The sequence below is a fragment of the Streptococcus sp. DD04 genome (assembly GCF_001578725.1).
GTDB classification, from domain to species: Bacteria; Bacillota; Bacilli; order Lactobacillales; family Streptococcaceae; genus Streptococcus; species Streptococcus sinensis.
In genome coordinates this window covers 121,643-133,877 of record NZ_KQ968978.1, presented here as the reverse complement: position 1 = coordinate 133,877, position 12,235 = coordinate 121,643, and the positions used below count along the sequence as shown (strand labels likewise).

The following is a 12,235-nucleotide window of genomic DNA, read 5'->3' as shown; positions in this document are numbered from 1 at the left end:
TTCCTATCGGACAACCGCCTTTTTTGTGACAGGTGATTACAGTCAGGCTATGGTCAATGCCACCTTAGTTGTAATTCTAGCTTTGGTTATCTCCATCGGGATGGCCAGCGGGACTGTAGTACTGAAGATTTACAACTATTTGAAGAAACGTCAAAAAAAGACTGCTTAGATTACTAGATCTAAGAAAGTCCGCCAAATGCAAGGCGCTTTACCCATTCTTGTAAAATGTATGCAGTCATCTTTGCTGAAACAGGCAAAGATGGCTTTTCTACAGCAGCTTATCAGACTGGATAGAAATCGAGCTTCCTCCAATTTCCCGCATTTTTGTACAAATTCCGTCTTAAGTCTGATTTGGACAGATTAAGCGTTTTTTATAAGAGTTTTACCTCTAAGTATGGTAAAATAGTATTCAGATAATATTAGATATCAAAGGATTTAAAGAGGTCTTACTATGACAATCGGAATCGATAAAATCGGTTTTGCAACAAGCAATTATGTTTTAAAATTAGATGATTTGGCTGAAAAGCGTGGCATCGACCCTGAAAAATTAAGTAAGGGCCTCCTACTCAAAGAATTGAGTATTGCACCCATTACAGAGGATATTATTACTTTGGGGGCTTCTGCTGCCGAATCTATTTTATCAGAGAAGGACAAGCAAGAAATCGACATGGTCATTGTCGCAACTGAATCTGGGACTGACCAAAGTAAAGCTGCGGCAGTTTTTATTCATGGTTTGCTCGGCATCCAGCCCTTTGCCCGCAGTTTTGAAATCAAAGAGGCTTGCTATGGAGCCACGGCAGCACTTGACTATGCCAAGCTGCATGTTAAACAGTATCCTCAAAGCAAGGTCTTAGTGATTGCTAGCGATATTGCTAAATACGGTGCCCTTACTCCAGGAGAACCGACTCAAGGAGCTGGTTCTATTGCAATGCTCATTAGTCAAAATCCACGGATTTTATCTTTCAACGAAGATAATGTAGCACAAACACGTGATGTTATGGATTTTTGGCGTCCAAATTACTCGACTACGCCATTTGTTAACGGAATCTATTCTACTCAGCAGTATTTGGACAGCTTAAAGTCAACTTGGGCTGAATATCAGCAGCGCCATAAAGTCTCACTCAAAGATTTTGCGGCCTACTGTTTCCACTTGCCTTATCCAAAACTGGCCCTTAAGGGCATGAAAAAAATCATGGATAAAAGCCTGCCAGAAGACCAGCAGCAAATTTTAAAGGATAATTTCGAGAAATCTATTCTTTACAGCCAAAAAGTGGGAAACATCTATACCGGCTCGCTCTTTCTGGGCCTGCTGTCCCTTTTAGAAAACTCTGACAATCTAAAGGCTGGTGATAAGATTGTTCTCTTTAGCTATGGCAGCGGAGCAGTGGCTGAAATTTTCAGCGCCAATGTGGTGGAAGGCTATGAACAGCAACTTTCAACAACACGCCTCCAAGAATTAGATCAACGCCTGCCTGTATCCATCCCTGACTATGAGCAAATGTTTTTTGAAGAAGCCCAGCTAGATGAAAACGGAAATGCTCACTTCAGCGGTTATGAAAATCAGGTCTATGCCCTGACTGAAATTGCTGAGCATCAGCGAAAATATATTAAAGTTGAGAAACCGCTATGAAGCTAAATTGGACTGGATTTTCAAAAAAAACACCCGCTGAACGGCTAGAGTTCCTAAAAGAGAAGGAGCTGATTGATCACGAGCATTGGCAGCAACTGGCAGAGCAGCAGACCCTCTCTCTGGAAACAGCAGATCAGATGAGCGAAAATGTCTTGGGCACTCTGGCTCTCCCTTATTCCATCGCACCTGATTTTCTGGTAGATGGTAAACTTTATCAGGTTCCTTTTGTAACAGAAGAACCTTCTGTTGTTGCTGCCGCCAGCTTTGCCGCCAAGATTATCAAACGCAGCGGGGGCTTTACAACCACTGTCCACAACCGCCAGATGATCGGCCAGATTGCCCTCTACGATATACCGGATGTCAGCTCAGCTCTTCATCAAATCCAAGAAAAGAAGGCTAATTTGCTGGAACTGGCCAACCAAGCCTACCCTTCCATTGTCAAACGGGGCGGCGGCGCTTGTGACCTGCGGACAGAACTTCTGAAAGGAGAGACCGATTTTCTGGTCGTTTATCTTCTTGTCGATACTCAGGAAGCCATGGGAGCCAATATTCTTAACACTATGCTGGAAGCTCTCAAGGAGCAACTCGAGTTATGGACTGGTGGGGAGAGTCTGATGGCCATCCTATCCAATTATGCTACAGAAGCTCTGGTGACAGCTAGCTGTGAGATTGATTTCCGTCTCCTCAGCCGTGACAAGACCGAAGCAGAAAAGATTGCTCGGAAGATGGTCCTAGCCAGCCAATTCGCTAAGGCTGATCCTTATCGCGCCAGCACACACAACAAAGGGATTTTCAATGGCATTGACGCCGTCGTTTTGGCAAGCGGCAATGATTGGCGCGCCATTGAAGCTGGGGCGCATACCTATGCTGCCCGTTCAGGCTCTTATCAAGGCTTGACCAGCTGGACAGCTAACTGGACAAATCGCAAACTGCAAGGTCAACTAACCCTGCCCATGCCTATCGCAACCAAGGGGGGCTCTATCGGTCTCAATCCGACTGTTGCAGCCAGTTTTGACCTTCTAAATCAGCCTACAGCCAAAGAGTTAGCTAGTTTAATCGTTTCTGTCGGCCTGGCACAAAATTTTGCGGCTCTCAAAGCCCTCGTCAGCACAGGCATTCAGGCTGGGCATATGAAACTGCAAGCCAAATCCTTGGCTCTTCTGGCAGGTGCGCAAGAACAGGAAGTTCCACTCTTAGTTAGCCGACTGACAGCTGAAAAGAGCTTTAACTTATCTCTTGCCCAAGAGATTTTAAAAGATCTACGAAAAAAAAATCAATAAACATAAAAATCACATGCGGTCTGTTTTTTAACAGACTTTCTGCATGTGATTTTTTGCTTAATTATCCCTTATCTGGCTGAGTTGATCCCGGCCTTCTTTCAGACGACCGTAAAGCAAGTAAGGGACTTGTTTTAGTTCTTCTAGATTTCGACAGGAAAGGGCGCACATGAGCAGACGCAGATCAGTCTTCCAACCGTTAAGGATAGCAACAACTTCGTCTACTGAGTGATCCTCGATCAGTTCCAACATTGTCCGAGATAGACCGACTGCTTTGGCGCCTAGAACCAAGGCCTTGATAATATCTAATGGGTGGCGGACTCCTCCACTAACTAAAAGTTCTGTCTCTTCTCGCAAATCCTGTAGATTGAGCAGAGCCTGCAGGGTGGTCTGACCCCAGTCATTGAGATAATCTCGCTGCCTGCTTCTGCGATTTTCGATGTAGGCAAAGCTAGTTCCTCCGCGGCCGGAAATATCAAAAGTCTTGACTCCCATAGCCCGAGCCGCCTCTAGACTCCTACGATCCAAGCCAAAACCAACCTCTTTTACAACAATTGGTAGAGATAGCCTGTCCGCATAATCTTTGAGATGGTGTTTCCAAGCTCGGAACTCCCGCTCACCTTCTGGCATCAGAAGTTCTTGCATAAGGTTGACATGAAGCTGCAGGAAGATAGGCTGTAAGTCGGACACTGCCTGCTGGCCAGCTTCATAGGGCTTATCCAATCCAATATTAGTAGCTAGTAATAGAGCAGGCCGCTCCTTAGCTACTCTATAAGAATCATCCGCTGGATTTTTAAGAGCAGCACTGTAGGAGCCTGTCACGAAAAGAATGCCACAGGTCTCTGCTATCTGAGCCAATTTCTCATTGATTACTTTGCCTTTTGGACTGCCACCGGTCATTGCATTGATATAAAATGGAAACTCCCAGTCGCGACCGGCAAAATGAGTAGATAAATCAATTTCGTCTAAATTATATTCTGGGAGCGAGCGATGAATCAACTCCATCTCATCAAAGCTATTGTAGTCTGGAGTCTGCTCCAAAGCGTATTTTATATGGTCATCTTTACGACTCTGACTCATACTCGCCTATCCTTTCTTGGTGTAATAATTCAATCTCTGCTAACTGCCAGCGCTGCAGCAGAACCTGCTTATCTTTAGGATTAAAAACCAGCGCAATTCCACAATCTCCACCCCCAGCACCGCTGCTTTTTGCTACACAGTCTAGCCCCTCGGCTGCCACTTTCAATTGGCTTAATTTCGCTGTATAAATAGCTGGACTGAGTCCTGCTAAAAGACTGCTGACTTCTTCCAGACTGGTCTTTACAGCTGTCTTATCTCCACTTGTCAGAGCCGCAAGCAAAAAATCTACCTGTTGCTGAGTCTGTGATAAAAAGTGGTCGTCAATAGCTGACTTAACCTGCTCAACCAAGTCTTTGGAAATAGCTGGCTCCTTGGTCCAACCAACCAAAAAATCACAGGCTAAAGCAGGCTGAATACGACGAATCTGGTAGCCCCAATCTTGGGCAAGAACTGTCATCATATCCATTGCTGCCAGCTGTTTTCGAATGTGCGCTCGGTCAAAAGAGCGATAATAGACCAAGTCTTCATAGACAATGCAAGCCAAATCACCCATAGAGCCGTTGTCTCCCCGCCGCAGCAGGACAAAAGCGGCTAGCTTAAAAAGCTGCTCCGCATCTACATTCAACCGATAAAAAGCAGCCATCGCTTTCAAGGTCAAAATCACTACACTACCACTGGAGCCAATCCCAAACTTTCTCCCTTCCCTTTCCATCTTTCCACTGATAGTCAGAGAAAAGGGCCGGGAAGTGATCCTCTGTGCTAAGAGCCAATCGTTCATGACAGCAATTGTCTCCTGAATCAGGGCATAGTCTGCATCTGGCTCCAGAGAAGCCTGATGATTAAACATATCCGAAGCCAAACGATAGGCAACGGCGGGCTGAATTCTCCCCGTCATAAAAATAGGAATGTTTTTAATCAGGGCTGCTTGACCAGGGCTAAGCACAGCATACTCACCTGCCAGATAAAGTTTTCCACAGGTTTTTACAATTCGCTCAGACTTCATCGGGTAAATCCTTTGTTTTAGAAACAATCAGTCGGTATCTTTCTTCAAATATCGGAACCAGGTGATCCAGATCTTCTTCTAAACAAAGAACCTTGACATTCGGCCCAGCATCCATGGTAAAATAACAGCGCTCTCCTTTTTGACGCAACTCCTTGATAAAGTCCATTGCAGCATAGGATTGGTCAGTTAAATAGCTAAAGGGCGGCTGTGCTGTCTGGGTAGTCGAGTGCATGAGCAGGGCATTGCTTTCTGCCAGCTGACCGACCCTATCAAAATCGTTGTCCTTGAGGTAGGTCAGCATATGCCTATAATCCTGTGCAGACTGCTCAACCCATTCCTTAAAATTGCTGGACGTTGCTTGGCAGATCCTCATGCCTTCCCGACTGGAGATGGGTTTCCTTTCATCATAAAGGACCAGCATAATCATAGCCAGTTTTAGATCCGTTTGGACAGGGTAAATAGCACCACTATCCTTATCCCAGGCTGATAAAGGGCCAAAAAAGGAGCGAGCTGAGGAGCCGGAAGCAAATTTAGCCAGTTGAGCCAGCTCTTCTGTTTCATAGCCCGTTTCAAAATAAGCATTACAGGCTTTAACTAGAGCAGACAAGCCACTGGAACTAGAAGAAAGCCCTGCTGCTGTTGGCATATTGTTGCGGGTGTCAATACGGACAAAATTAGCTGAATCCTGTCTGAAGCGATCAATAATGCGCGACATCTTCTCATGCTCGGCTTCATTCTGCAGCTGTTCATTAATATAAAATTCATCTCTCGTCGCGCCAGCTGGCAGGGGACTCAATCTAGTCTCGGTATACATGTTTTCTAAGGTTAGGGAGATACTGCTGGTTGATGGAATCATCTCTTTAGCATTTTCTTTTCCCCAATACTTAATAATGGCAATATTGGCATAGGATTTGACGCTTACAGGCTTTCTATCCATGTGTTTACCGCACCTTTCTCTCTCAGTAGGACGGCTAATTTTTCCGCCTCACCTTTTTCTTTTACAAGGGCAATGATACAGCCACCTAAACCGCCCCCACTCATTTTGGCGCCTAAGGCACCATTTTCGACAGCCAGGCTAACCAGAGCATCTGCTTTGGGACAGGAAACACCCAGCTGAGTCAATTTCTCGTGCGCTTTGGTCATAGTTAGTCCCATGGTTAGCAGATCTTTTGCAGCGATGGCCTTTTCTACAATTTTAGTCAAATTACCCAGCTCCTGTAGTAGAGGCAAGGCTTTTTGTCCTTGATTCTCCACAACTTTGATAGCCTCGCGGGTATGCCCGTAAATACCGGTATCAGCAATCAGTAGATAAGCATTCAGATTCAGTTCAATCTCGCTGAAGCCCAGATTGCGGATGAATTTGATGGCTACATCGCTAAGACAAGTTTTAGCATCTAGACCACTAGGATTCATATGAGCAATCATCTCTGCCCGATTGACTAAGATTTCTAGAGTCTGATCATCCAACTCCTCTTCAAAATAGTCAAAGACAGCTCGAATAGCCGCAATACTGACCGCCGCAGACGAGCCCATCCCTCTTTTCTCAGGAACCATAGATTTCACCTGACAGCGAATTCTGGCTTCCTGTTTCCCCAAATGTTCCAGACTCGCAAAAACAGCCATAGACAGGGCATCGTCCTTGTAGAGAGTCCAGGTGGATTCAGATGGAAATACTTGGCAAGTGACCTCAATATTATTCAGTGGCAGGGAGATAGCTGGATAGCCATACACTACCGAGTGTTCCCCCATTAAAATTATCTTACTATGTGCCGTCCCGACACCTATTTCTTTTGTCATTTGTTTTCTCAATAAATCTTTCTCTCCTTTTTATTTTAATATACTTTTACAAAAAAAGCGATTGTTATCTTTGTTTTTCCACGACAAAAAACTCCAGCATTTTCAGTCTGGAGTTCCTATTTTATAATTCTTTTTTGATCAGATCCATTAGCTGGTTGCGATCCAAAATCCACTGAGCTCGCTCATCTTTTTCATAGGTTCTGTTAGATAGAAAAATAACAGCCTTTTGCTCAATTCGGTTATACATAATAAAAGTACCCGTATAGCCTGTATGATCCAGCCAATTTCCATCTATATTCCAGCCCAAACTGCGAGCCTTCCCTGCTTCTCTGGAAAAATTCTGGGTTAATTCGGAAGCGAACTCATCCTGTAGATAATGCTCCAAGAAACGTTTCAAATCCTTTACAGTAGAAAACAGTCCTGCACTGCCAGCATGAATTCCCAGCACACGCGCCTTGGGATCGTGCACCAAGCCACCCTCTACACCTCGCATCGTCGGTACTGCTTCTTTTACAGGACCAAAACTAGTTTCTGAAAGCTGCCAAGGCTCAAAAATTTCCTGCTGAAAGAGAACATCTAAAGACTTGTCAAACATCTCTTCCAACATAAAACCTAATAGCAGAAAATTGACATCTGTATAGCGAAATGACCTATCTTCAAGGACAGTTAGGCGGTTAAGTGCTGCCTTCAGCTCTTGAGCATTCAACTCATTACGATGGGGAATATAAGGATCCAGCCCAGAGGTATGGGTCAACAGCTGCCGCACCGTGACCTGATTATCATGAAAAGCAGGATAATAATGCCTCAAAGGCCGATCCAGCTCTAGAGAACTGCTATGGAACAAAAAAGCAGCTACAGTCCCAACACCAACCACCTTGCTGACGCTGGCCAAATCATAAACCAGCCCTGGCCGTGTTCCCTCCTTGCGACTGGGATCCGCCAGTCCAAAGTAAAAGTCCAGCCATTGTCCATCCCGATACAAAGCCAAACTAGCGCCAGGATAGATTCCCGCCCTCAGCTGTTCATCAATTTTCCCAAGAATCATTTCGATACTCATGCTTCAAACCACAGTTCAATCTTATTCGGGTCTTGACTGAGTAAAAATTTATCAGACTTAGGTATGAAGATTTCCTGATTTTGAAAAACTTCTTTCAGAAGATTGGTATCCAAGGTGACTAGTTTACATTTCAGCATCGCCAAATCCCAAGTTTTTTCATTACTCACTGACAAGTCTGGCCCAAACGCCTCCTTAAAAACCAGAAAATCACAAGCATTCTCAATCTTTTGATAAAAGGCTTCCACTTTTTGAACATCAGAAACATGGAGTTCCACTGACTCAATATCGAACTGGCTGAGCCCAATAAAATCCTCCTGCTTTTTAAATGATGGTACCTCTGCCACTTCTTTAAGAGAAGAAACCTCTGTCTCAGCATGCAGCAAAATCCGATCGCCTTCTGGAGACAAAGCTTCAAAAGCGTAACCGACTTTTCCTCGGTAAAGTTTGAGACATTCTGGTTTTTGAGCTAATAGAGCCTCTATTTCTTTAGGCTCTTGCACTTTAATTATGAGCCTTGATAATTTTTTAGGCCCTTTTACACGACGCGAGCGCATGCTTGGAGATTCTTCTAAAATTAATTTTTCTGTTTTAGTCTGATCTCCCAAAGATAACAGAGCAGCTTCTTCCAACAAGGATTTCATCCCTAGAGTTTTTACATAAAAATCTTGATTAAGATTGCGATTATTTACTTTTATTACTGGAATAATTCTTGTAATATGATTTGTACTCATAACTTCCTCCAAACTATTTTATTGTAATAGATTTTCATTTTTTTTACAAGAAATTATGCGCAAATCAACAATTTTTTAAACATTTCATCCTAACCTTATCGGAAGACTAAATGAGACTAAAACAGTCCAGTATTCTCCGACCATTCAGACGATTAAGTAGACAGCTGCCAAATAAAAAAGACCGAGATTTCTCTCAGCCTTTGAATGTTTATTATCCATAAATAGCTTTAAACAGAGCAACTGCTGCAATCCCTGCAAGAATCGGAGCTGCAACAGGTACCCAAGCATACCACCATTTTGAATCACCCTTGTGTTCACCAAGGACTGATTTTGGCAAAATAGCATGCAAGATACGTGGTCCGAGGTCACGGGCAGGGTTGAGACCTGGGCCAGTAGGACCACCAAGTGAAGTTACCAATGCCATAACTAGGAAGCCAAGCGCCAAGTGAGCGACAGAAAGACCAGCTGCTGTGTGAGGCGCAATTTGTGCTTTAAGAGCCAATTGAGAAAAATCAGCTTTTTGACCTGTTTGTTCAGCTAATTGCTTCATGTATTGAAGAGCTTCTGCTCCGAAGTAATGTTTTGTCAAGCCCATTGCTGCAAAGAAAAGAACAAAGGAACCAACAAACTCATTGATAAATCCATTGATTGTTGCTGCTTTACGAGATTCAGGCGTTCCGTGATCCAAACTTGAAATTGTTGAGAAAGTACCCAAAATATTATTAGGTTTTTCTGTTTTTAAGTAGTAAGGATGATGTGTTGCCACAACCAAAGCCTGTCCAAAGATCGCACCCAAAACTTGCGCAACGATATATGGAGCCACTTGTCCCCATGGGAAGTATCCGCTAATTGCAAGCCCTAAAGTGAAAGCAGGATTGATGTGGTTACCTGAGACATTTCCAAACATCAGAGCTGGAATCATAACCCCCATACCATAACCAACGGCGATGACCAACCAACCACTTTGATGACCTTTGGTGCCCTTTAATTCAACATTGGCTACAGCACCATTCCCCAAAATGATGAGGATAGCTGTTCCTAGAAATTCTGTGGCATATTTAATAGCCCAATTGAAATCCATTTAATTTCTCCTTAAAAAATTTTTTAGACAATCTATATTTTATCAAGTATAATGGATAATGTAAAGGTCATTTTAAATAAAAACAAGAAAAAGAGGAAAAATGATGCATTTTAATCAGTATAGTTACAGTAAGACAGCGCCTGAACAAATGAAAGAGGAATTGTCCCAGCTGGGCTTTTCTTTTGATCCGCAGCAGTCCAATAAGAAAAATTTTGAACATTTTCTGCGTCGCTGTTTCTTTCTCTATCAGGATACCGATTACCTGCTCCAAGCCTGGGCTGCAGATAGCGAAACCGACCTGCTGAGCTTCTTCCAGTCTGATCGAGAACTGACGGCCGAGGTCTTCTACATGACTGCCTTTCAACTCCTAGACTTTGTGCCTTTTATGGATTTCACCGATCTTGAGAAATTCCGGACGGAAAGCAACTTTCCTATCATCTACGGTGACCTACTCGAAAACATTTACCAACTCCTCAACACTCGGACCAAAAACGGCAATCTGCTGGTTGATAAGCTAGTCAGCGAGGGTTTGATCCCCGAGGACAATACCCACCACTACTTCAACGGCAAGAGCCTGGCAACCTTTTCCAGCCATGATGCCATCCGCGAGGTGGTTTACGTGGAAAGCCGAATTGATACTGATGGAGACGGCCTGCCAGATCTAGTCAAGGTTAGCATTATCCGCCCTCGTTACCAAGGGCAAATCCCTGCCGTCATGACAGCCTCTCCTTATCATCAGGGAACAAATGACCCGGCCAGCGACAAGGCTCTCCACAATATGAATGTGGATCTAGCAAAAAAAGAACCCCATCAAATCACAGTCCACGACCCTGAGCTTAAATTGCTCCAGCTGGATACGCCAGCACCAGCTCAAGAAGCCTCTGAAGCCGAGGAAAAATTAGGTCATATCGGTACCTACACGCTCAATGACTACTTGCTACCCCGCGGTTTTGCCAATCTCTACGTGTCTGGCGTGGGAACCAAAGATTCTCAAGGTCTGATGACCAGCGGTGACTATCAGCAGGTTGAGGCCTATAAGAATGTCATTGACTGGCTCAACGGCCGCTGCCGAGCCTTCACCGACCACACACGCCAGCGGGAAATCAAGGCTAGTTGGTCCAACGGAAAAGTGGCTACGACCGGCATCTCCTATCTGGGTACCATGTCCAATGGATTGGCGACAACTGGTGTAGATGGATTGGAAGTCATCATTGCCGAAGCTGGGATTTCTTCTTGGTACAACTACTACCGCGAAAACGGCCTAGTAACCAGTCCCGGTGGCTACCCAGGAGAGGATTTTGAATCCCTGACTGAACTGACTTATTCCCGCAACCTGAGGGCTGGTGACTACCTGCGCCACAACGACACTTATCAGCAAAGTCTAGAGCAACAGCGCAAGGACCTAGACAGGCAAACTGGAGATTACAATCAATTTTGGCATGACCGCAACTACCTGCTCCATACAGATAAGGTCAAGGCCGAAGTCGTCTTCACCCATGGCTCTCAAGACTGGAATGTCAAGCCCCTCCATGTCTATAATATGTTCCGAGCCTTACCAGCCCACATCAAAAAGCACCTCTTCTTCCACAATGGTGCCCATGTCTACATGAACAACTGGCAGTCCATTGACTTCCGCGAGGCCATGAATGCACTCCTCAGCAAGAAACTGCTGGGCCATGCTTCAGACTTCGAACTGCCGCCAGTCATCTGGCAGGATAACAGCCAAGCTCAAAACTGGCTGACTCTGGAGGACTTTGGCGGACAAGAGCAGAAACTTCATCTCCAACTAGGCCAGGACTGCCAATCTATCCAAAATCAATATCCAGAAGAAGAATATAATCGTTTTGCTAAAAATTACCAAAGCTTTAAAAACGAACTCTTTGACGGCAAGGTCAATCAGATTACTCTGGACTGGACCTTGGAAAAGGACCTCTTCCTCAACGGAACCACCCAGCTCAATCTTCGTCTCAAATCCAGCACTGACAAGGGGCTGATTTCTGCTCAACTGCTAGACTTCGGACCAGCTAAACGCCTTACTCCGATTCCCACACCGATTGAGCCTAGAGTCATGGACAACGGCCGCTACTATATGCTGGACAATCTGGTTGAACTCCCCCATACTGAAACGCCACACCGTGTCATTACCAAAGGCTTCCTCAACCTGCAAAATCGGACAGATTTACTGACGGTCGAAGAAATCACTCCTGACCAATGGATGGAATGTTCCTTCGAGCTACAGCCAACCATCTACAAGATGAAAAAAGGCGACCAACTGCGCCTCGTCCTCTACACCACTGATTTCGAACACACCGTCCGTGATAAGACCGACTATCAGCTGACCGTTGATTTAGAAAATTCTAGCTTAGAATTGCCAGACATGCTGGTTAAAATGTGAAGGAGAAGAAGTCTTAGGATGAATATACAAGATTTAATCTAAGATTTTTCAAGTATTGTTTACGTCAAAAACGTTGATTTTATAGAATTTATCCCTCGCTTAATCTCTAAATATAAAACGTTGTCTTTTCTTATCACTCAAAAACCGCTTTACTTAAGCCAAGTCAAGCGGTTTTTAATTTAAA

The 12,235-nt window shown here is 44.4% G+C and carries 10 protein-coding genes and 1 pseudogene; 4 read left to right on the top strand and 7 right to left on the bottom strand.

What is annotated here, in order from left to right; all coding sequences use genetic code 11:
* The 3 genes and pseudogenes from STRDD04_RS10955 to STRDD04_RS05695 all read left to right on the top strand — a co-directional run.
* Positions 1-169, top strand: a pseudogene (locus STRDD04_RS10955) (threonine/serine exporter family protein); the annotation flags it as partial.
* A 282-nt stretch (positions 170-451) separates the two neighbouring features.
* Positions 452-1,630: a hydroxymethylglutaryl-CoA synthase gene (locus STRDD04_RS05700; RefSeq protein ID WP_062200115.1), complete on the top strand. Its 1,179-nt coding sequence runs from the start codon at positions 452-454 to the stop codon at positions 1,628-1,630.
* On the top strand, positions 1,627-2,910 hold the full coding sequence (locus STRDD04_RS05695) for a hydroxymethylglutaryl-CoA reductase, degradative (protein WP_062200112.1): 1,284 nt from the start codon (positions 1,627-1,629) through the stop codon (positions 2,908-2,910). The genes STRDD04_RS05700 and STRDD04_RS05695 overlap by 4 nt, the downstream gene beginning before the upstream one ends.
* Before the next feature lie 57 nt (positions 2,911-2,967).
* On the opposite strand, the gene fni is transcribed toward STRDD04_RS05695, so the two are convergent.
* From fni to gla, 7 genes are all read right to left on the bottom strand, one after another.
* Complete coding sequence (fni, locus tag STRDD04_RS05690; RefSeq protein WP_062200109.1) at positions 2,968-3,987, bottom strand: type 2 isopentenyl-diphosphate Delta-isomerase; 1,020 nt, start codon at positions 3,985-3,987, stop codon at positions 2,968-2,970.
* Positions 3,971-4,990, bottom strand: coding sequence for a phosphomevalonate kinase (locus tag STRDD04_RS05685; protein WP_062200106.1), 1,020 nt, complete (start codon positions 4,988-4,990; stop codon positions 3,971-3,973). The genes fni and STRDD04_RS05685 overlap by 17 nt, the downstream gene beginning before the upstream one ends.
* Complete coding sequence (mvaD, locus tag STRDD04_RS05680; protein ID WP_062200104.1) at positions 4,980-5,927, bottom strand: diphosphomevalonate decarboxylase; 948 nt, start codon at positions 5,925-5,927, stop codon at positions 4,980-4,982. Before mvaD ends, STRDD04_RS05685 begins: the two co-directional genes overlap by 11 nt.
* Positions 5,909-6,787 carry a mevalonate kinase gene (gene mvk / locus STRDD04_RS05675; protein WP_062200101.1) on the bottom strand — a complete coding sequence of 293 codons (879 nt, stop codon included), beginning with the start codon at positions 6,785-6,787 and terminating at the stop codon, positions 5,909-5,911. Before mvk ends, mvaD begins: the two co-directional genes overlap by 19 nt.
* A gap of 121 nt (positions 6,788-6,908) precedes the next feature.
* The gene (locus tag STRDD04_RS05670; RefSeq protein WP_062200098.1) at positions 6,909-7,844 is read right to left on the bottom strand and encodes a serine hydrolase domain-containing protein; all 936 of its coding nucleotides are present in this window, start codon (positions 7,842-7,844) and stop codon (positions 6,909-6,911) included.
* On the bottom strand, positions 7,841-8,575 hold the full coding sequence (locus STRDD04_RS05665) for a CppA N-terminal domain-containing protein (protein WP_062200095.1): 735 nt from the start codon (positions 8,573-8,575) through the stop codon (positions 7,841-7,843). The genes STRDD04_RS05670 and STRDD04_RS05665 overlap by 4 nt, the downstream gene beginning before the upstream one ends.
* A 211-nt stretch (positions 8,576-8,786) precedes the next feature.
* The gene (gene gla / locus STRDD04_RS05660) at positions 8,787-9,656 is read right to left on the bottom strand and encodes an aquaglyceroporin Gla (RefSeq protein WP_062200093.1); all 870 of its coding nucleotides are present in this window, start codon (positions 9,654-9,656) and stop codon (positions 8,787-8,789) included.
* 103 nt (positions 9,657-9,759) lie between these two features.
* On the opposite strand from gla, the gene STRDD04_RS05655 reads away from it, so the two are divergent.
* The gene (locus STRDD04_RS05655; RefSeq protein WP_062200585.1) at positions 9,760-12,051 is read left to right on the top strand and encodes a Xaa-Pro dipeptidyl-peptidase; all 2,292 of its coding nucleotides are present in this window, start codon (positions 9,760-9,762) and stop codon (positions 12,049-12,051) included.
* Positions 12,052-12,235 lie beyond the last annotated feature (184 nt).

Bases quoted from the DNA above. Each gene is read 5' to 3' on its own strand.
- STRDD04_RS05665 (WP_062200095.1), bottom strand. From the start codon at position 8,575: ATGAGTACAAATCATATTACAAGAATTATTCCAGTAATAAAAGTAAAT.
- STRDD04_RS05655 (WP_062200585.1), top strand. From the start codon at position 9,760: ATGCATTTTAATCAGTATAGTTACAGTAAGACAGCGCCTGAACAAATG.
- fni (WP_062200109.1), bottom strand. From the start codon at position 3,987: ATGAGTCAGAGTCGTAAAGATGACCATATAAAATACGCTTTGGAGCAG.
- STRDD04_RS05695 (WP_062200112.1), top strand. From the start codon at position 1,627: ATGAAGCTAAATTGGACTGGATTTTCAAAAAAAACACCCGCTGAACGG.
- STRDD04_RS05685 (WP_062200106.1), bottom strand. From the start codon at position 4,990: ATGAAGTCTGAGCGAATTGTAAAAACCTGTGGAAAACTTTATCTGGCA.
- gla (WP_062200093.1), bottom strand. From the start codon at position 9,656: ATGGATTTCAATTGGGCTATTAAATATGCCACAGAATTTCTAGGAACA.
- mvaD (WP_062200104.1), bottom strand. From the start codon at position 5,927: ATGGATAGAAAGCCTGTAAGCGTCAAATCCTATGCCAATATTGCCATT.
- STRDD04_RS05670 (WP_062200098.1), bottom strand. From the start codon at position 7,844: ATGAGTATCGAAATGATTCTTGGGAAAATTGATGAACAGCTGAGGGCG.
- STRDD04_RS05700 (WP_062200115.1), top strand. From the start codon at position 452: ATGACAATCGGAATCGATAAAATCGGTTTTGCAACAAGCAATTATGTT.
- mvk (WP_062200101.1), bottom strand. From the start codon at position 6,787: ATGACAAAAGAAATAGGTGTCGGGACGGCACATAGTAAGATAATTTTA.